The sequence below is a fragment of the Streptomyces sp. NPDC003691 genome, assembly GCF_053981115.1.
On the sequence record NZ_JBSFNQ010000028.1, the window covers coordinates 18,978 to 37,529 of the forward strand.

Below are 18,552 nucleotides of genomic sequence, written 5' to 3' on the forward strand. Positions count from 1 at the left end.
GACCGCCCGGCCCGCGGCCGTCAGATCCAGCCGCGGCGGGCCGCCTCCACACCAGCTCGGAACCGGCTCGTCGTGCCGAGGGCGGCCATCAGCTCACCCACCCTGCGGCTGTAGGTCCGCCCGGACATATTGAGCCGGGCGGCCGCCGCATCGTCCGTCAGCCCGGCGAGTATCGCCTCCAGCACCGGCCGCAGATGAGGCGGCGGACCGGGCGGCCGGACCCGGCGGGCCGGATCCTCGCCCGTCTCCCACCAGGCCTGATGAGTCCGGACCAGGGCCTGGACGACAATCGGATCCCGGATCAGCAGGACACCGTTGTCGTGGAGGTCGAGGTCGATCGGCACGGCGGCCACCGAGCGGTCGGCGACGATTATCTTGAACGGGACGGACTCGGTGATCCTCGCCTCACCGAGACAGCGCCATGGCTCCCGCAACTGCCGCAGACCGTGCCGAGGAGCGATCCGCCGTACCCGGGTCGAGCGCCCCGCGGGCGCGCATCCGGGCGCACCGCTCCTCAGGAACGACTCGGGAATCCCCTGGCCGAGCGCCGCCGCCGGATCGTCGAAGCTGAGCAGCTCGTGCCGGGCCGAGCCGACCAGGCTCGCCAGCGCGGCTCTGACCCGGGTGACCCCGCGCACCTGCTGCAACTGCTCCGTGTGATCCGCGGACAGCAGGTGCTGCGCCCGCTGCACGGGCAGACCGCCCGCCCCGGGCGGAGCGGACCGCGACATCTCCCACCCGGGCGCGGAGCCCGGAACGACTGCCACCGCCATGGCCCATCATCCCCCCGCCATTTCTTCCACCGTGGAACCGTCCCCTCGGATCCACAGACACTCCATGTACTCACATGGCAGCTCTACGTGACAAGATCTCATGGGAAGTGTGGCGAGTCCTTGCCATTCGGGTGGATTCGACCGTCACGGCGGGAAGGATGGGAGCAACAGGCCGCCGGAGGAACGAACCGACTGCCGGTGAAACGAACCGGCCGCCGGGGAAACGAACATCCGGCCGGAGAAACCGGCTGCCCGCCGCGGGGCCGGACGTCATGATGGCCGGATGGCCACCGCACTCATCGCCCTCGCGATCATCTCCACCGGTCTCTACGCGGGCTTCATGCTCACCTTCCTGACCGGCGTCATGCCCGCACTCGCCCGGCTGACCGACGAACAGTTCCTCGCCGCCATGCGCCGGATCAACGAGGTGGTGCCGCGCCCCCTGTTCCTGCTGACGTTCGCCGGTGTGGTGGTCTTCCCGGCGCTCGCGCTGGCCTTCCCCGAGGAGGGCCGCGGGGCCGCCGCGACCTGGCTGATCGTGGCCGGACTGGTCTGCTCGGTGCTCAATCACCTGGTCACCGTCGCGGGGAACATTCCGCTGAACAACGCGCTGGCCGCGACCGAACGAGGGACCGCGGCGACGCCCGGCGGCACGGCGGGCCCCGGCCGTACACCCGACTGGTCGGGCCGCTCCGACCAGCAGGTGCGTCACTCCTTCGAGGGCCCCTGGAACCGCTTCCACCTCGTCCGGACCCTGTTCACCGTCGCGGCCTTCGCGCTGCTGGTCACCGCCGCGCTGTGGTGACGGTGAACAGGCCCACGTCCTCGCGCCGGCTGGTCACCCCGGTGAAGCCCGCGTCCCGGGCCCAGCGCTCCGCCAGTTCGACGGGGCGGCACTTCATCACCCACAGCGCGCCGTCCCGGTTCGGCAGGACATTGGCGATGAACTCCAGCTGGGGATGGCGGGTCTGGGTGGTGAAGACCAGCACCCCGCCCGGGGCGAGCAGCCCCCGCAGCCGCGCCACGGAAGCGGCGATCGCCGCGTCGTCCAGCAGCAGTTCGTAGAGCCCGGAGACCACGATCACATCCGGCGCGGTGCCTTCGGCGGGCGGCGCGGGGTCCAGGGCGTCGCCGCGGGCGAACGTGATGCCCGTCAGCCCGCGTTCGCGGGCCTGCCGCTCCCCCTGGGCCAGCCCGGCCGGGTCGAGGTCCCGGCATTCGACCCGGACCGCGCCGGGCGGGTGTTCCGCCACCAGGTCCTGGAGATAGCGCCCCGGCCCCGATGCCACATCGAGCACGACCGCCCGACCGCCCCGGTCGGCGATCTCCTTGCGGAGGACGTCCTTCAGCAGTTCCCGGCGGGCCCGGATGGCGCGCCAGCCGATGGCGTTCAGATAGAAGCGGTCGATGACGCGGCCGATGCCGAGACTGCCCCGTGCCCGGTTCACATAGACGTGGTCCAGCATCGACCCGCTGTCGAAACCGTGCCGGTAGCCGATGCGGATGCCCTCGCTCAGCCGTCCGGCGCTGCCCAGCACCAGCCGCATGGCCGCCCATTGCACGTTCTTCAGTCGCTTCGTCATGGGTCCAAGACTCCGGCCGCACGGGTCCGGTGGACATCCGTACGGCTACTCGGGCCGGTGAATGAGTGCTCATTCATCCGCCTGAGTAGGCCGCGCCCGCGACCCGCCGGGATACCCGCCCCGCCCGGTCCGTACGGCGGATCCGGCGCGTGCCGTCCGCCGGGACCCGGGGCACCGCGGATCCCCGGGCGCTCCGCTGAATCCTCGGCCGCTCCGCGCCGTATCTCCCCTCGACCGCGATCACATCCGATCGGCGTATCGGAAGGAAGAGGAGAAAAGGGGGTCAAGAGTGGGCGTGAAATGGCCGGAACATCTGATGGAGGCGCCGGGAGTGGTCGTACAGCGGTTATGGCGAAGGGGGAGGCGGAAGGAGGGGGAGCGGGAACCGGCCTCCTCGTGGCCGAGCCGTGGGCAGGAGTCGGAGCTGCGACCGGAGCTGCGACCGGAGCCGCGACCGGAGTCGAGACCTGAGCCGGAGTCGAGACCGGAGCCAGAGCCAGAGCCGGGGCCGAAGCCGGGACCGAGGTCGCGACCGGAGCCCCGGCGTCCGGTCCCGGATGAGAATGCTCTCCTCTTTCACTCATACGTTCGATCGGGGACCCAGACTCGCCGCATGAGACTGAGGCGAGCGAATCTGGTGATCACCGCGGTGGCGGCGTTCGCGGGGGCCGGACTGATGGCCGGCCGGGTCCTGACCAGCCAGCCCGAACCCCTGGACCTGGGACCCGTGGTGATCGTCGAGAGGTCCGGCGGCTTCACCCCCGGCACCGGAGAGCCCCTGCCGTCGGCCACCTCGCGCCCCCCGTGGAACGGCGGGGGCCGCGACCCCGGCCCGCAGCCTTCCCGCGGCCCGCGCCCGGCGCCCTCCGCCCCGGCGGCGCCTCCCGCCGGTTCCCCCTCGTATCTCGCGCCGTCGTACGCGTCACCGCCGCAGCGGGTCTCCCCGTCGCCGACCGTGCATCCGGGCGGCAGGCCCGTACCGCCGCTGCCGCCGCCGCGCAGCGACGACGGCCCGGACAGCCCGGCACCGACCGCGGGCGAGGGCGACGACGGCGAGGAGGGTGACGGAGAAGACGAGGACGAACGGGAGGACCGGGACGGCCGGGGTGAGAGTGACCGAAGTGGCCATGGTGACGGAAGAGATGGGAGAGACGGAAAAGCCGGGGGAGATGGCGGAGATGGGGGAGCCGGGCCGGACCGGACCGACCGGACCGACCGGACCGACTCCGCCGCGACCGACGACGGCGGAGAGGCCTAGTGCCCCGGCGCCGGACGGCCAGCGCCCGCTCCCGCATCGTCGGCTGGATGATGCTGCTCGTGGGCGCGGCCCTCGCCGCTCCCATCGTCGGCATCACCGTGGTCTGGCAGGCCCAGCTCGACGACCAGGTCGAATCCCGGCTGGAGTGGGAGGCGAACCGGCTGCGGACCTTCGCCCAGACCCGGGTCCAGCCCGACGGCCGCCCCTACACCGACGGTGCCGCGCTGCTCAAGGAGTTCCTCCGGGAGAACATCCCCAACCGCGACGAGACGTTCTTCAGCATCGTCGACGGCCGGGCGGACCTGCGCAGCGCCGCCGAGCCACCGGTCCGGCTCGACCGCGACCCGGCGGCGATCGCGGTCCTGTCGTCGGTGAAGTGGCGCGGCGAGACCGCTGTCGGCTGGCTCGACTCGTCGGTCGGGAAGGTGCGTTACGGAGTCGTCCCGGTGCAGGTCGCCGGGGATCCCCGGGACGTCCGGCTGGTGGTGCTGGAGTTCCGCGACCGGCAGCTCCGCGAGGAACGCCAGGTGGCCAGGATGCTGCTGGCCACCGGCTTCGGCGCGCTGGTCTGCGCCGGGCTGGCGAGCTGGCTGGTGGCCGGCCGGATCCTGGCACCGGTACGCCTGGTGCGCCAGACCGCGGCGAGCATCGGCGAGTCAGATCTGACCCGGCGGCTCGACGTCCGCGGCGACGACGACGTCGCCGCGCTCGCCCACACCTTCAACCATATGCTCGACCGCCTGGAACGGGCCTTCACCACCCAGCGCCGCTTCCTGGACGAGGTCGGACACGAACTGCGCACCCCCATCACCGTCGTCCGGGGACACCTCGAACTCATGGGCGGCGGCTCCGGCGACTGGGCCGTCGAATGGGACGTCACCCGGGCGCTGGTGGTCGACGAACTCGACCGGATGAGCCGGATCGTGGACGATCTGCTGCTCCTCGCCCGGTCCGAGCGGCCGGACTTCCTCACGGTCGGCGAGACCAATCTGACCGATCTGATCGTCGATGTGGTCGCCAAGGCCCGGGCCCTGGGGAACCGGCACTGGCGGGTCGCCGCGGTCGCCGAGGCGACCGTCCTGGTCGACGGCCAGCGGCTCACCCAGGGACTGATCCAGCTCGCCGCCAACGCCGTCCGGCACACCCTCGACGGCGACCTCATCGAGATGGGCTCGGCGGTCCGCGACGGCCGGGTACTGCTCTGGGTCCGCGACACCGGCCCCGGGGTCGGCCCCGTCGACCGGGAGCGGATCTTCGGCAGGTTCGTCCAGGCCGGACGGGTCGCCTCACCCGCCCAGGCCGGTACCGGAATCGGACTGGGACTCGCCATCGTCCGCGAGATCGCCCAGGCGCACGGAGGCACGGCATGGGTGGAGGACGCCGAGACCGGCGGGGCCCGCTTCGTACTGGACCTCCCGGCGCATTTCTCCTGGCAGAAGGGACATCATGCAACGGATACTGATAGCGGAGGACGAGGCCGGAATCGCCTCCTTCGTCGAAAAGGGGCTGCGGAGCAACGGGTTCGTGACCGCAGTGGTCGCTGACGGGCTCTCCGCCTACGAACACGCCCGGGCCGGGGACTGCGATCTGATGATCCTCGACCTCGGGCTGCCGGCGGTCGACGGCCTGACCGTCCTGCGCAAGCTCCGCGAACTGCGCGTCACCCTGCCGGTGGTCATCCTGACCGCCCGGGACAGCGTCTCCGACGTCGTCGCCGGACTCGAAGGCGGCGCGGACGACTACCTCTCCAAACCCTTCGCCTTCGAGGAACTGCTGGCCAGGGTGAAGCTGAGACTGCGCGGCGAGGGCGGGCCCGAGGCGTCCGTGCTGCGCGTCGGCGACCTCGTCCTGGACCTCCGGACCCGCCGGGTGCATGTGGAGGGCCGGGTGGCGGAGCTGTCGGCACGGGAGTTCGCGCTGGCCGAGGTCTTTCTGCGCAACCCCGACCAGGTGCTGACGCGGGAGCAGTTGCTGAGCCGGGTCTGGGGTTTCGACTACGACCCCGGTTCCAACATCGTCGATGTGTACGTCCGGTATCTGCGGCGCAAACTCGGCCCCGACCGGGTGGAGACCATCCGCGGGGTCGGCTACCGGCTCCGCGCCTGACACCGGGCCCGGCACCCGGCCGGCCGGAGGGGTGTCCCACCGGGCAGGGGCGCACGGGGGTGCGCGGGACCTCGCCGCGCGCCGCCGCGCCCCCGTACGCCCGCGCCCGTATACCGTCGCCCTCGTAAGCCTGTGCCCCCGTACGTCCCGAGCCGCACAGCGCCCCCGGAGCGCGCGCCCCGGCCCCCGCACCCCCGGCCCCGTCTCCCATGCCTCGGAGGTGTCCGCACCTCCTCCGGACATCGTTGTCAGAGGCTCATGCGAGCGGTGAGAACTCTCTCACGGTGATCTCACGGATGGTTCATGGCGTGGGCCCATGCTTCACGGCCAAGACATTCACCCCGGATGTCTCAGCCGTCCCGGCCGCCCCGGAAGGTCTGTGCCAGGCAGATGCCGTACCCACCCCCGCAGCTGCCGGCGGGACCGGTGGGCGGCCGGGTCCCCCCACAAGGAGCGTGACATGAAGCGCCTGCTCACCAACGCCCGGAACTTCCGCCACCGCGTCGCCCCCGAGAGCGAGACCTTCCGCAGGTTCGCCGCCGGCCAGACGCCCGGGACGCTCTTCATCAGCTGCTCCGACTCCCGGGTCATCCCCGCCCTGATCACGGGGGCCGTCCCCGGCGAGGTCTTCGAACTGCGCAACGCGGGCAACATCATTCCGCCGTACGAGGCCAAGCGGGAGTGCGCCGAGGCGGCCACCATCGAGTACGCCGTCGAGGTCCTCAAGGTCCACGACATCGTGGTCTGCGGCCACTCCCACTGCGGGGCCGTCGGCGCCCTCGCCAACGACCAGGACCTGACCGAACTCCCCAGCGTCTCGCAGTGGGTGGCCTTCGCCCGGCCCGCCCTCGCCCCCATCCTCGGCACCCCGCCGGACGACGCCACCCTGGCCCGCTACGTACAGCGCCATGTAACGGCCCAGCTGGAGACCCTCCGCGGCTATCCCGCCGTACGGGCCGCGCTGGACGCCGGCCGGCTGACGCTGCACGGCTGGTACTACCGCGTCGACACCGCCGAGGTCCTCGAACTCGACGAGGCCCAGGGAGTGTTCCACCGCAACTGACCCCCCGCACCCCGGGACGAGCCCACCCGGACCCCCACCCTCCACTCGTATCGGACCGCCGGGCGCGACCCCGCCGGAATCCCCCCACCGGCGCGGTACCGGCCCCGATACGGCGAAAGGAACCCTGTGTCCACTGATCGAATACGTCCCGGAGCGGGACGGCACGCGCGAAGGAGCGGCGGCCGCCCCTCGGCGGGTTCCCCGGCGGGGGCCGCCGGTTCCGGCGCCCTCGGCGCCGACCTGATGGCCTCGGTGGTCGTCTTCCTGGTCGCCCTGCCGCTGTGCATCGGGGTCGCCGCCGCCTCCGGCGTCCCCGTCGCCCTGGGCATCATCACCGGCATCATCGGCGGACTGGTCGTCGGCTTCCTGCCCGGCAGCAGCCTCCAGGTCAGCGGACCGGCCGCCGGACTCGCCGTGCTCTGCCTGGAGTTCGTCACCGAGCACGGGGTGGGCCTGCTGGGACCGGTCGTCCTGGTCAGCGGCATCCTCCAGATGATCCTGGGCTTCCTGAAGATGGGCCGGGTCTTCCAGTCCATCTCCCTCTCCGTGGTGCAGGGCATGCTCGCCGGGATCGGGGTGCCCCTGATCCTCAGCCAGACGTACGCACTGGTGGACTCCAAGCAGCACGGTACGGCCCCGAAGAACGTGATGGGCCTGCCGGAGCTGGCCCGGGAGGTCCTGGGCGACGCGCAGAAGGGCGCCGCGCTGCTGCTGGGCGTGCTGGCCGTACTGATCTGCTTCCTCTGGTACAAGGTGCCCAAGCCGCTCGGCAAGGTGCCCGCGCCGCTGGTCGCGGTGATGCTGGGCTGCGTGGTCGCCGCCATGCCCGGCTTCGACGTCAAGAAGGTCGCCTTCGGCAATATGCTCGACGCGGTCAACATCCCCGGCTTCGGCGATATCTCGGGACTCGCCGATCCCAAGGTGCTGATGATGGTCGTGACCTTCACGGTCATCGCCTCGGCCGAGAGCCTGTTCAGCGCCGCCGCCGTCGACCGGATGCACACCGGACCGCGCACCCACTACAACAAGGAGCTGTTCGCCCAGGGCGTGGGGAACACGGTCTCCGGAGCCCTGGGCGCGATGCCGCTCACCGCGGTCATCGTCCGCAGCGCGGCCAATGTGAACGCGGGCGCCAGGACCAAGGTCTCCCGGATCCTGCACGGCGTCTGGCTGCTCGGCTTCGGCCTGCTGCTGCCGGGGCTGCTCGGACTGATCCCCGTTTCCGTCCTCGCGGGCGTACTGCTCCACGCGGGCTGGAAGCTCTTCAACCCGCCGTCCTTCCTGAAGATGTGGAAGAAGGACCGCGGCGAGGGCCTCGTCATGTTCGTCACCACGGGCGCGATCGTGGCGACCGACCTGCTCGACGGCGTGCTCGGCGGACTGGCGGTCGCGGTGGTCCTCACCGCGCTGCGGATGTCGCATATGACCATCCGTACGGCGAAGGAGGGCGACACCGCCACCCTGGAACTGAAGGGCAACGCCACCTTCCTGCGGCTGCCCAAGCTGATCGACGCGCTGGAGTCGGTCGGCGGGAGCACCGGCCGGGTCGTCATCGACGGACGGGGCATCTCCCATCTGGACATGGCCTGCCAGGCCCAGTTGGAGGAGTGGGCCGACCAGCGGCGCAAGTCCGGTGGCGGCGAGGTCGAACTCCTGCTGCCGGGCGCCGGCGCCCCGAAGGACGTGCCGGAGACCGCGGCCGCCGGAACCGGCGACGAGCAGACCGGAACCCGGGAACAGGAACAGGAACCGGTCCGCGAGAAGGTCCCGGCGGGCGCGGGCTGGAGCATGAGCGCAGGCGCAGGCGCAGGCGCAGGCGCAGGCGCAGGCACAGGTACGGGCACGGGTACAGGAGAGGGAGCGGGAGCGACCGGCCCCGGCCCCGACCCCGGGCGGCGCTCCGGCCCCGCGCCCGAGCCGCCCCGCCACCCCCAGCCGGACACCTACCGTCCGTACGCCCCCGCGCCGCAGCCGGGCTTCTCCTTCCAGCACGCCATGGGCCAGGGGTACGCCCACGGTCCCGTCGCCCACGGGACGCCGTACGCCCGCCAGCACCAGCACACCCAGCAGCACCAGCAGCCGTACCCGTACGGCCACCAGCACCCGTATCCGTACGGGCGCTCCGCCGGCCACGGCCCGCAGTCCCAGGTTCATCTGCCGCACCCGGCGCACCACCCCCACCAGGGCCACCAGCCGCACCAGCCCCCGCCGGGTCCCTACGAGTACGGCCCCGAGGGCCCCTACGGCGAGCCCGGATACCCGCCGCCCCCGCCCGAGGGCTACGCGCCTCCGGAGTCCTACGGGCCGCCCGCCGACGGGAGCCCCGGCTACTGGGGCCCCGAGGACGACTGGGCCGTCCGGGCCTACGGCGAAGGGACCCGGCGATGAAACGGCCCCTGAAGGCGGCCCTGGCCGACGCGCTCCATCTGCGCGAACGCAAGGAGTCCCGCGAAGCCCACCACCACCGGTACCAGCAGCCCGGCACGGGCCGGGGGACCGGCAGCCGTCCCGCCCGCTGCGGGATGGACCCCTGCGGACTCGACCCGCTGCGTGCGGAGTACGGCACCGGGCGGGCGGACCGGCGGCGGATCGACTACCGCACACCGCGGCCGGGCGACCCGTGCCCCGGCACCCCGGGTGCCCCCGGCACCTCCGGCACCTCCGGCACCTCCGGCTCCGGGCCCGCCGCCTCCGACGGCCCCGGCGAGGACACGCTCTTCCTCTTCCTGAAGTCCCTGCACCAGTTCCTTACGGCACCCCAGGACGCGGCGACCGCCGGAACCCCTCCGGCGGGACCCGCGCCGGGCCCCACGGCGGCCGTCGAGCGCGCCGAGGACGCCGACCACCGCGGGACGCTCCCGCGGCGGACGCCCGGACCGGCCGGCGGCCCCCCTTAGGCGGCCGGTGAGAAAGCCCCCGTACGTCGTCCACGGCGCTCACCATCCCCAGGGTCCGTGGGCGGCCCATCAGGGCCCTGAGCGGTAACGCGCTTCCCCCACTGGGCCCGCTGGAGAGCCCCTTCCGCTGTTCCCCGTGCAGCGAAGGGGCTCTCTGCCGTCCGCCGCCGCGACCAGGGTCTTCAAGCGAGGCCCTACCGGCGCTGCTTCTCCCGCTGCCCCTTCGTGGACCGGGTGAGATAGAGCACGAGACCCGTCAGCACCATGACCACCGCCGCGACGACGTCCACCACGTTCCGTACGGTGCCCGTCAGCACGAAGTCGTTGACGAACCCGGCGGCCAGCGAGGCGGAGAGCAGGAACCAGAGCGCGGGCTTCATCGGGATCAGGGGCCTTCCGTTCGGCTGTCGGTGCGTGGTGCGTGGTGCGTGGTGCGTGGTGCACGTGCTGTCTATGGGGCGGCCGGGACGGATGGTGTCCGGACGCCATGGGCACCACGATGCCCTCCCGCCCCCGTCCCGCGCGAACGGGCCCGCCCCCGTCTCCGTGGTGGAGCCCGCACCACCCCGGCCCGCCGGGCCCGCGGCCCCGTCCCCCGCGTCGTTTACGCTGGTCGGCGTGGAGGAGACGGTGGGCCGGGCGTTCCGGGCGACGATTCGGCTGAGCCGTACCCTCGGGATGGCGTACGCCACCATCTTCTACGGCGTCCTCCTCTTCTTCACCGCGGTGGCGACCGCCCTGGTGGTGGGCGCGGGCGCGCTGCCCGAGACGGTGCTCTTCCAGCGCCGGGTCGCGGGCTACAAGCGGAAGCTGATCGAGAAGTCGACCGGGGTGCCGGTCGGGGAGGCGTACCTCCCGGTCACCGGCTCCCTCCGGACCCGGCTGCGGACCGTCGTCAAGGATCCGACCACCTACCGCGATCTGCGCTGGCTGCTGGTCCATGCCGTCTTCGGCTGGGCCCTGATCTTCGTACTGATCTTCGTCTGGTACTTCGGGCTGATGATCGACGGTTTCTGGAGCGGCACCCTGGGCCGCCGGGCCCGGGTCCTGCCGCTCCTCGAACGCCTCGCGGACCTCGACGACAGCTGGTCCCGCGCCCTGCTCGAACCGTCTCCCGAGGCCCATCGCAACGCCCGGCTCGCGCAGCGCGTGGTCCAGCTGACCGAGACCCGCGCCGGGGCCGTCGCCGCGCACGGCGCCGAGCTGCGCCGGATCGAACGCGATCTGCACGACGGCGCGCAGGCCCGGCTGGTCGCGCTCTCGATGCGGGTCGGCATGGCCCGCCGGGCGTACGACAGCAATCCGGAGCTGGCCCGCAAGCTCCTCGACGACGCCCAGGACCAGGCCGAGGAGGCGCTGGCGGAGCTGCGGCACGTGGTCCGCGGCATCCATCCGCCGATCCTGACCGACCGGGGGCTGGTGGGCGCGGTGCACGCGCTCGCCTCCGGCAGCGGACTCGTGGTGACCGTGGACGTCGACGGTCTGGACGCGCACGGCGCCGGGGCCCGGGCGCCCGCCGCCGTCGAGGCCGCCGCATATTTCGTCGTCGCCGAGGCGCTGACCAACGCGGCCAAGCACAGCGGTTCGGCGACGGCCGCTGTCCGGCTCGCGCGGGTGCCGCGCGGGCTGGCCGTCTCCGTACGCGACGAGGGCCGCGGCGGCGCCGACGAGGCGGGCGGCAGCGGGCTGGCCGGGATCCGCCGCCGGGTGGCCGCGCTGGACGGCACCGTGGAAGTGACCAGCCCCGCCGGGGGCCCGACCGTGATCGAAGTGGAGCTGCCGTGCGTGTGGTGATCGCCGAGGACAACGCGCTGTTGCGGGAGGGGCTGGTGCTGCTGCTGACATCGGCGGGGCACGAGATCGCCGCCGTCGCGTCGACCGGTCCGGAGGTGCTGCCCGCACTCGTCGGCCACCGCCCCGATGTGGCCGTTCTCGATGTCCGGATGCCGCCGGGCTTCCGTGACGAGGGGCTGCGGGCCGCGCTCGAAGCGCGCCGCGAGATCCCCGGTCTGCCGGTGCTGGTGCTGTCGCAGTACGTGGAGGAGACCTACGCCGCCGAGCTGCTCGGCGACGGCGCGGCGGGCGTCGGCTATCTGCTGAAGGACCGGATCGGCCGGGTCGACGAGTTCCTCGACGCGCTGGAGCGGGTCGCGGCCGGGGGGATGGCGCTCGACCCGGAGGTCGTGTCGGAGCTGATGAACCGCCGCCGGGACGACCCCCTCGACTCGCTGACGCCGCGAGAGCGCGAGGTGCTCCAGCTGATGGCGGAGGGCCGGGACAACACGACCATCGCCTCGCTGCTGACCGTCACCGAGCGTTCGGTGAGCAAGCACATCGGCAATGTGTTCCTGAAGCTGGGGCTGCCGCCGCAGAGCGACAGCGGCCACCGGCGGGTGCTGGCGGTGCTGGCGTATCTGAACTCCCCGTCGGCCGCCCGGTCCTGACCGGGCCCCTCCGGGGTGGGGCGGCGGACATCCGGCGAACCGGCGCCCGCGGTGGGGACGGGAGTACGACGAAGAGGGGCGGGGCCGCGGTATGCGGCCCCGCCCCTCTTGTTCTCCCGGGCCGGCGGGGGTGGACGTGCGTCCGGCCCGGGACCGTCGCCCCGCCCGCAGACGGATGGGCGGGGCGACGGAGTCGGTTGTCGTGCTTTACGGGGTCCGGTTCCGGTTACCCGGGTCTTCGGGCCCCTGGGCCCTTGAGCCCCCGGGCCCGGCGCCGTACGGAACCGGGTCCCCGGCCCGGCCCGGGCCCGCCCCGCGCCGTACGGCTCAGTCCCGTACGCCCGCCGCTCCCACCGGCTCCGCCCGCAGCGCCGCCCGGGTCGGGAGGCTGGTGGAGAGCCAGCCCAGCAGGGCCACGGATCCGGCCACCGCCGCCCAGACCACCGGCTCCACATGCGGTACCGGCCGGCCCGTCAGGGCGAGTGCGCTGCCGACCATCGGGGGCAGGGCGATCAGGGTGCCCAGCGCCAGCGCCGTCAGGACGACCACCCAGGACTCCATGAACATCATCCGCCGGGTCTGCCGGACCGTGGTGCCGATCAGCCGGAGCATCGCGAACTCCCTGCCGCGGGCCGTCACGGTCATGACCAGCGTGTTGACCACCGCGATCAGGACGTACAGCAGCAGTACGCCGTTGGCGATGAGGCTCGTCCAGGACTGCCCTGAGTCCCCGCCCTGCTGCGCGGCGGCGAAGGAGTCCGCGGTCTCCACCGTCAGCGCCGGGGTCCGCCCGGCCAGTTCGCCGAGGGCCTGGTCAGCCGCCGCAGCATCCTCCGCCCGCTCTCCGGCGGTGACCAGCAGGGCGCTGTTCAGCCCGTTGGTGGTGTGCCCGGTCAGCATCCGGTGGGGGAGGGTGACATCGCCGAAGCCGAGGCCGTTCCCGTAGACCGCGACCACCTTCAGCTTCTTCCGTACGCCGTCGCCGAGATGGAGGTCGGCGGTGTCGCCGACATCGAGTCCGGCGGTGCCCGCGGCCATCCGGCTCAGGGCGACCGTGTCCCCGGAGAGGCCGGTCAGACCGCCCTCCCGGACATCGAGGTCCAGCGCCCCCCGGAGCCCGGCCGGGTCGACGCCCTGCGCGCCGAAGGGCTCGGACCGGGCGATCTCGCCCTCCCGGAAGTTCAGCAGCACCTGGGAGCGGGCCACCGGGGTCGCGGCGGCCACGCCGGGCAGGGCGCGGACGGTCTCCGTCAGCTCGGGCGACAGCCCGGTGCCGGTACGGTCCGCGGTGAGGACGAAGTCCGCCACGACGCCCTCCGCGGCCTGCCGCTTCGCCTCCTCCTGGGTGGTGGTCAGCAGGGAGATCTGGAGCAGCGCCATCGCCGCGCCGAGCGCCAGCGGCACCACGGCGCCGCTCAGCCGCCGGGAGTTGGCGGCGCTGTTTGCCGCGGCGAGATAGCCGCTGACCCGGGACCGCGACAGCAGCGGGCCGAGCAGCCGGGCCACGGCCTGCACCAGCACCGGCCCGATCAGCGCCCCGCCGATCATCAGCACCAGCAGCGAACCGCCCGCCCCGGCGACCGCGGCCTGTCCGGGTATCACCAGCGGCAGTACGACGGCCATGACCAGGCCCAGCCCGATCAGCACCAGACCTGACAGCAGCCGCTTGCGGCCCAGGCCGGGCCGCTCGGTCAGCGATTCGCCCAGCGCCTCCACCGGCTTGATGCGGGCGATCCGCCGGGCGGCGAGATATCCCGCGAGCCGGCCGCCGAGGACGCACAGCAGTACGGAGGCGGCCGCGGGCAGCGGGTTGACCGCCATCGCGAAGTCCCCGGGCAGTACGCCGATCGCGGCGAACGCGGCCCGCAGCCAGTCGGCCACCAGGAAGCCCAGGGCGGCCCCGAGCACCGAGCCCACCACCGACACCAGCAGGGTCTCGGCGCCGATCAGCTTGTGGACCTGGCGCGGGGTGGCCGCGATGGCCCGCAGCATCGCCAGCTCCCGGCGGCGCTGCTGGACGCCCAGGCCCAGGGTGGAGGAGACCACGAAGACGACGACGGCCAGCGCCGTACCGCCGAAGGCCGCGGAGAGCCCGATCAGAAAGCCGCGGGACTGGCCGACGTCGAGGAATTCGACATCGCCGATGTCGCGGCCGGTGTGCACATCGGTGCCGGGCACGGCCTGCGCGATCCGGTCCGCGAGCGCGCCCGCGTCCGTACCGGGCGCGGCGAGCACTCCGACGGCGGTCAGCCGGTCCGGGCGCGGCGCGAGCTCCCGGGCCCGCTCGTCGGTGAAGAAGACGGACACCTGCCGGCCGACGGAGTCGACGATGCCGGTGATCTCGTACGACGCCGGGGTCGTGCCCACGGCGAGCCGGATACCGTCCCCGATCCGCAGTCCCGCGGCCCGGGCCAGCTCCGTGTCGACGACGGCCTCGCGGCCGCCGCCCGGAGCCTCGCCCGCGGTCAGCCGGAAGGGCGCGAGGACCGCGGACGACCAGCCGTGGCCGTACAGCGGAGCGTCGAGTTCCAGCGGGCGGCCGTCCTTCCCGGCGGCGCTCAGCGCGATCGTGCGCTCCCCGACCGCGCTCCGTACGCCCGGTACTGCGGCGATACGTTCCACGAGCTTCTCGGGCACTCCGGCCCGCTCCGGATAGACCGGGTCGAAGTCCTCGGGGACGTCCTTGGACTGCTCGCCGCCGACCACGACGGCCGCCCCGGCGTAACGCTGCGGCTCGATGCCCGACGAGACGCCGGACACCAGCATGATGCCGCAGGCGGTGACGACGGCCGAGCCGAAGAAGAGGGCGATGAAGGCGGCGACGAAGCCGCCCTTGCGGTGCTTGATGGTGCTCCAGGCGATACCGAACACGGCGCTTCTCACCGGTCCCCGAGGTGGGTCATCCGGTCGGCGACCGCTTCGGCGGTCGGCCGGTGGAGCGCGCCCGCGGGCCTGCCGTCGGCGAGGAAGACCACCGAGTCGGCGTAGGAGGCGGCGACGGGGTCGTGGGTGACCATCAGGACCGTCTGGCCCGTCTCGTCGACGATTTGCCGGAAGAGCTTCAGCACCTCCTTGCCGGTACGGGAGTCGAGGGCGCCGGTCGGCTCGTCGGCGAGGACCGCGTCGGGGCGGGTGACCAGGGCGCGGGCGATCGCCACCCGCTGCTGCTGGCCGCCGGAGAGCTGGGCGGGGCGGCGGTCCGCGTAACGGTCCATGCCGACGCGCCGCAGCACCTCGTCCAGCCATGCCTCGTCGACCCGGGTGCCCGCGAGGCGGGGGACCAGGGTGACGTTCTGCCGGACCGTGAGGGCCGCCATCAGGTTGTACGCCTGGAAGACGTAGCCGATGCGCTCGCGGCGGACCGTGGTGAGCGCGGCCTCCTTCAGCCCGGAGATCTCGGTGTCGCCGAGGAGCACCCGGCCGGAGGTGGGGCGGTCGAGCCCGGCGAGGCAGTGGAGGAAGGTGCTCTTGCCGGAGCCGGAGGGGCCCATCACGGCGGTGAAGGTGCCGCGGGGGATGGCGATGGAGACGTTGTCGAGGGCGGTGACCGCGTTGGGGCCGGTGCCGTAGGTCTTGGTGACCGACTCCAGGCTGAGCGCGGCGGGCGCGGCGGGCGCGGCGGGCGCGGCCGCGTGGCCGGGGCCGTATCCGGTGTCCGGGCCGCCACCGAAGTCCGTACCGGAGGTGAAGCCCGTGCCGTCACCGAAGTCCGCGCCGGATACGAAACCGGTGCCGGTGCCGGTGTGCGTACCCGGCGGGTACGCGGCCGTTTCCGCCGCCGGGTGCGCGCCCTGCGCGGGATGCCAAGCCGATGTCATCTGTCCTGCCCTCTCGTGTCCGTCTGCAGAAGCAAGTCAACCGGCGGAGGGCAGGCCGTCACGAGCGGTCCTGCTGGTGTCTTCATGGTGGAGCGGGCTCCACCATGGACCGCCCGGAAGACTCCCGGAACGGCTGTGACCTGCATAAACGGCAGGGGGTGCGGAGGAGTGCAAGGGGGGTGTCACCCGGCCCTTGACCTCAAGCAATGTTGAGGTAGCACGCTGTATCCCGAGGCGGTCACCAAGGCCGGCCGCACCCGTGAAGGAGCACATCATGAAGCCCCAGGTCGCCGGAGTCACCGTCCCCCAGGACGAGGTGGACGCCATCGTCGCGCTGGTCGCCCGCGTCGAGTACGCCCAGCAGAACGCGCTCCCGGACGTCTTCCTGGAGCCGTTCCGCCCGGACGCCTTCTGGACCACCGCGCACGGCAAACGCCTCACCGGGGCGGACACGATCGGCGACTTCACCCGTCAGGTGCTGCCCGCCACCGCCGACCACCAGGTCACCGCCTCGTACGCGGCCGAGCACATCCTCTTCATCCGTCCCGACATCGCCGCCGTGAAGATCCGCCAGCGGCCGGTCACCCGGGACGGGGAGGCGCTGGACGAGGTGTTCCGGGGCCATGCGGACCCGTCGGCCCTGGTTGCCGAGCGACCCGACGCGGTACCGGGCACCCCGCTCTACATCCTGGCCAAGGACGACGGGGAGTGGCGGATCGCGGCCGCGCAGAACACCAAGGTCATCGACCCGGAGACGCTGGCGGCCCTGTCCTGAACCGCGGGCCGCACCAATGGCCGGACGGTGGGCGGGGGCTCAGCGGCAGCAGCCGCCGTCGCCGCCCTCTTCCCGGGCGGCCCTTCCCGTTCCCTCCGCTCCCTCTGCTCCCTCCGCTCCGCCCGCTCCCTCCGCTCCTCCCGTCCGGCAGAAGCAGGACGCCTCGACCGGTACGTCGGCCAGGGCGGCGGCCGTCGTCAGCTGTTGCGCGATGATCCGAGCCTCCTCCGTGCGCCCGAGCCGTACCAAGCATTCGTGGAAGCCGTGCAGGGCCCAGACATTGCCGGGGTGCCGGCAGGCCCGCGGGAGGGTGTCGTCGAGCCCGAGGTCCGCGCGGTAGACGGCCTCCGCCTCGGCGACGCGTCCCTGCTCCAGCAGCAGTGCGCCCAGGGCGTGCCGCGGCGGCTGCATCCAGCCCCAGGGCTCGTCGTACGGCAGGTTGTCGCTCAGCTCGACCGACCGCCCGAGGGCGGCGAACGCGGCGTCGAAGTCGCCCCGGCGGTACTCCAGTTCGCCGTCGAGCATGGCGGCGGCCACGGCGAGGATGTCGGCGCAGGTGTTGTTGAACAGCATCCGCGTCTCCTGGACCCGGCCCACCGCCGCGCGGAACAGCTCCCGCTCCGCCTCGGCCTCGTCCACCCGGCCCGTCGCGGACAGCGCCACACCGCGGGCGTAGTGCACCATCGCCGTGGTGGTGCTGTACAGCTCCCGGTCTTCGGGGAGGGGCAGGGCGAGGGCGTCCGGCCAGCGGCCGAACCGGATCAGCACATGGACCCGCATCGCCGTGAAGGCTTCCAGCCAGTCGGCCATCGGGGGGCTCTGCACCCGCAGCAGCTCCTCCGGAACGGCCGCCTCCAACTGCTCGACGGCTTCCAGCGCCACCTCGGACTGCCCGAGGAACATCGCTCCGTAGATCTTGAAGTGGATGTTGTGGCACCGGTAGAGGGTGTAGAAGTTCATCGCCCCCGACCGGTCGAGGACCTTCGCGTCGACGGCGATGGCGGCGTCGTTGTCCCGTACGACCCGCCGGTAGTCCCCGCACAGCACCTCCAGATGCGAGGGCATATGCGCGAGGTGCCCGCTGTCGGGCACCAGCCCGCGCAGCCGGTCGGCGACGGTCAGCGCGCGCTCCGGGTACGGGGACATCTCCATCAGGTGGATGTAGAGGTGCACCACCCCGGGGTGGTCCCGTCCGCCGGGCGCGGCGAGCGCCCGCTCCAGCACCTCCCTCGCCTCGACCGTCCGCGAGCCCGCGGCGGGCTCGCCGGTCCGCTGGTCCCACAACTGCCAGGGTGTGAGGTTCATCAGCGCGTCGGCACAGAGGGCGGCGACGTCGAGGTCGCCGGGGTCCGTCGCGTAGACGGTGCGCATGCTGTCCGCGTACGGCGCGTTCCAGACCGAACAGTCCTCGACCGGTACGGCCTGCGGATAGCGGGCGCGCAGCGCCCCGATCAGCGCCCGCTCGACGGCCGTGCCACCGGCGGCCTTCTCCTGCGCGCGCTCGACCGCGGCATGGGTCCGCTCGACGGTACGGGCGAGGTCCCGCGCGTCGAAGAACTCCCACGGCTTGTTGTAGTTGGGGCCGAGCGCGTACGCGATGCCCCAGTAGGCCATGGCGCAGTCGGGGTCGGCCTCGGCGGCCTTCTCGAAGCAGCGGACGGCCTCCTCGTGGTGGAAGGCGTACGTCCAGACCAGTCCGCGGTCGAACCAGAGCCGGGCGGCCGGGGAGGACGTGGTGATCCGCCGGGAGTGCGTGCCGAGGTCGTAGTAGTCGTCGTCGGACGGTGCCTCGTCCCGGACCCGATCAGCCATGTGCACCTTCCCGAGCGCTGCCT

General features: G+C 72.8%; 16 protein-coding genes. 10 read left to right on the plus strand and 6 right to left on the minus strand.

Annotation, left to right across the window (positions count from 1 at the left end; translation table 11 throughout):
- Nucleotides 1-20: 20 nt before the first annotated feature.
- Nucleotides 21-773, minus strand: a complete 753-nt coding sequence (locus ACWDR0_RS15980; RefSeq protein ID WP_456352279.1) for a DNA-binding response regulator — start codon at nt 771-773, stop codon at nt 21-23.
- A 283-nt stretch (nt 774-1,056) separates the two neighbouring features.
- Here ACWDR0_RS15980 and ACWDR0_RS15985 point away from each other — a divergent pair, with 283 nt between their 5' ends.
- On the plus strand, nt 1,057-1,578 hold the full coding sequence (locus ACWDR0_RS15985) for an anthrone oxygenase family protein (RefSeq protein ID WP_456352280.1): 522 nt from the start codon (nt 1,057-1,059) through the stop codon (nt 1,576-1,578).
- Here ACWDR0_RS15985 and ACWDR0_RS15990 read toward each other — a convergent pair.
- The gene (locus ACWDR0_RS15990; RefSeq protein WP_456352281.1) at nt 1,559-2,356 is read right to left on the minus strand and encodes a class I SAM-dependent methyltransferase family protein; all 798 of its coding nucleotides are present in this window, start codon (nt 2,354-2,356) and stop codon (nt 1,559-1,561) included. The genes ACWDR0_RS15985 and ACWDR0_RS15990 overlap by 20 nt on opposite strands.
- Nucleotides 2,357-2,969: 613 nt before the next feature.
- On the opposite strand from ACWDR0_RS15990, the gene ACWDR0_RS15995 reads away from it, so the two are divergent.
- The 6 genes from ACWDR0_RS15995 (at nt 2,970) to ACWDR0_RS16020 (ending at nt 9,680) form a co-directional block, all read left to right on the plus strand.
- Nucleotides 2,970-3,614 (plus strand): hypothetical protein, encoded by a 645-nt coding sequence (locus ACWDR0_RS15995; RefSeq protein ID WP_456352282.1) that lies wholly within the window; start codon nt 2,970-2,972, stop codon nt 3,612-3,614.
- A 47-nt stretch (nt 3,615-3,661) separates the two neighbouring features.
- Entirely contained in the window at nt 3,662-5,158 is a 1,497-nt protein-coding gene (locus ACWDR0_RS16000) for an ATP-binding protein (protein WP_456352283.1), read from the plus strand.
- Nucleotides 5,061-5,720, plus strand: coding sequence for a response regulator transcription factor (locus tag ACWDR0_RS16005; RefSeq protein ID WP_456352284.1), 660 nt, complete (start codon nt 5,061-5,063; stop codon nt 5,718-5,720). The genes ACWDR0_RS16000 and ACWDR0_RS16005 overlap by 98 nt, the downstream gene beginning before the upstream one ends.
- A 460-nt stretch (nt 5,721-6,180) precedes the next feature.
- A complete protein-coding gene (locus ACWDR0_RS16010; protein WP_456352285.1) occupies nt 6,181-6,783 on the plus strand; it encodes a carbonic anhydrase in 603 nt (200 codons plus the stop codon).
- A gap of 243 nt (nt 6,784-7,026) precedes the next feature.
- Nucleotides 7,027-9,171, plus strand: coding sequence for a SulP family inorganic anion transporter (locus tag ACWDR0_RS16015; RefSeq protein WP_456352327.1), 2,145 nt, complete (start codon nt 7,027-7,029; stop codon nt 9,169-9,171).
- Nucleotides 9,168-9,680 (plus strand): hypothetical protein, encoded by a 513-nt coding sequence (locus tag ACWDR0_RS16020; RefSeq protein WP_456352286.1) that lies wholly within the window; start codon nt 9,168-9,170, stop codon nt 9,678-9,680. Before ACWDR0_RS16015 ends, ACWDR0_RS16020 begins: the two co-directional genes overlap by 4 nt.
- A 194-nt stretch (nt 9,681-9,874) precedes the next feature.
- On the opposite strand, the gene ACWDR0_RS16025 is transcribed toward ACWDR0_RS16020, so the two are convergent.
- Nucleotides 9,875-10,060: a hypothetical protein gene (locus ACWDR0_RS16025; protein WP_456352287.1), complete on the minus strand. Its 186-nt coding sequence runs from the start codon at nt 10,058-10,060 to the stop codon at nt 9,875-9,877.
- A gap of 238 nt (nt 10,061-10,298) precedes the next feature.
- Here ACWDR0_RS16025 and ACWDR0_RS16030 point away from each other — a divergent pair, with 238 nt between their 5' ends.
- Together ACWDR0_RS16030 and ACWDR0_RS16035 are read left to right on the plus strand one after the other, a co-directional pair.
- Entirely contained in the window at nt 10,299-11,474 is a 1,176-nt protein-coding gene (locus ACWDR0_RS16030; protein ID WP_456352288.1) for a histidine kinase, read from the plus strand.
- Nucleotides 11,462-12,124, plus strand: coding sequence for a LuxR C-terminal-related transcriptional regulator (locus ACWDR0_RS16035; protein WP_456352289.1), 663 nt, complete (start codon nt 11,462-11,464; stop codon nt 12,122-12,124). Before ACWDR0_RS16030 ends, ACWDR0_RS16035 begins: the two co-directional genes overlap by 13 nt.
- 327 nt (nt 12,125-12,451) lie before the next feature.
- On the opposite strand, the gene ACWDR0_RS16040 is transcribed toward ACWDR0_RS16035, so the two are convergent.
- Both ACWDR0_RS16040 and ACWDR0_RS16045 read right to left on the minus strand, forming a co-directional pair.
- Nucleotides 12,452-14,995 carry an ABC transporter permease gene (locus ACWDR0_RS16040; protein ID WP_456352290.1) on the minus strand — a complete coding sequence of 848 codons (2,544 nt, stop codon included), beginning with the start codon at nt 14,993-14,995 and terminating at the stop codon, nt 12,452-12,454.
- Nucleotides 14,996-15,003: 8 nt separating this feature from the next.
- A complete protein-coding gene (locus ACWDR0_RS16045) occupies nt 15,004-15,942 on the minus strand; it encodes an ABC transporter ATP-binding protein (RefSeq protein WP_456352291.1) in 939 nt (312 codons plus the stop codon).
- Between the two features lie 274 nt (nt 15,943-16,216).
- Between ACWDR0_RS16045 and ACWDR0_RS16050 the strand changes: the two genes are divergently transcribed.
- Nucleotides 16,217-16,717, plus strand: a complete 501-nt coding sequence (locus tag ACWDR0_RS16050; protein ID WP_456352292.1) for an SgcJ/EcaC family oxidoreductase — start codon at nt 16,217-16,219, stop codon at nt 16,715-16,717.
- Nucleotides 16,718-16,756: 39 nt separating this feature from the next.
- Here ACWDR0_RS16050 and ACWDR0_RS16055 read toward each other — a convergent pair whose 3' ends face one another.
- The gene (locus tag ACWDR0_RS16055; RefSeq protein WP_456352293.1) at nt 16,757-18,529 is read right to left on the minus strand and encodes a tetratricopeptide repeat protein; all 1,773 of its coding nucleotides are present in this window, start codon (nt 18,527-18,529) and stop codon (nt 16,757-16,759) included.
- Between the last annotated feature and the right edge of the window lie 23 nt (nt 18,530-18,552).

What these genes read in the sequence shown, in the direction of transcription:
- ACWDR0_RS16000 (WP_456352283.1), top strand. Translation starts at nt 3,662, where the DNA reads ATGATGCTGCTCGTGGGCGCGGCCCTCGCCGCTCCCATCGTCGGCATC.
- ACWDR0_RS15990 (WP_456352281.1), bottom strand. Translation starts at nt 2,356, where the DNA reads ATGACGAAGCGACTGAAGAACGTGCAATGGGCGGCCATGCGGCTGGTG.
- ACWDR0_RS16005 (WP_456352284.1), top strand. Translation starts at nt 5,061, where the DNA reads ATGCAACGGATACTGATAGCGGAGGACGAGGCCGGAATCGCCTCCTTC.
- ACWDR0_RS16010 (WP_456352285.1), top strand. Translation starts at nt 6,181, where the DNA reads ATGAAGCGCCTGCTCACCAACGCCCGGAACTTCCGCCACCGCGTCGCC.
- ACWDR0_RS16025 (WP_456352287.1), bottom strand. Translation starts at nt 10,060, where the DNA reads ATGAAGCCCGCGCTCTGGTTCCTGCTCTCCGCCTCGCTGGCCGCCGGG.
- ACWDR0_RS16020 (WP_456352286.1), top strand. Translation starts at nt 9,168, where the DNA reads ATGAAACGGCCCCTGAAGGCGGCCCTGGCCGACGCGCTCCATCTGCGC.
- ACWDR0_RS15995 (WP_456352282.1), top strand. Translation starts at nt 2,970, where the DNA reads ATGAGACTGAGGCGAGCGAATCTGGTGATCACCGCGGTGGCGGCGTTC.
- ACWDR0_RS16055 (WP_456352293.1), bottom strand. Translation starts at nt 18,529, where the DNA reads ATGGCTGATCGGGTCCGGGACGAGGCACCGTCCGACGACGACTACTAC.
- ACWDR0_RS16050 (WP_456352292.1), top strand. Translation starts at nt 16,217, where the DNA reads ATGAAGCCCCAGGTCGCCGGAGTCACCGTCCCCCAGGACGAGGTGGAC.
- ACWDR0_RS16015 (WP_456352327.1), top strand. Translation starts at nt 7,027, where the DNA reads ATGGCCTCGGTGGTCGTCTTCCTGGTCGCCCTGCCGCTGTGCATCGGG.
- ACWDR0_RS16045 (WP_456352291.1), bottom strand. Translation starts at nt 15,942, where the DNA reads ATGACATCGGCTTGGCATCCCGCGCAGGGCGCGCACCCGGCGGCGGAA.
- ACWDR0_RS15980 (WP_456352279.1), bottom strand. Translation starts at nt 773, where the DNA reads ATGGCGGTGGCAGTCGTTCCGGGCTCCGCGCCCGGGTGGGAGATGTCG.
- ACWDR0_RS15985 (WP_456352280.1), top strand. Translation starts at nt 1,057, where the DNA reads ATGGCCACCGCACTCATCGCCCTCGCGATCATCTCCACCGGTCTCTAC.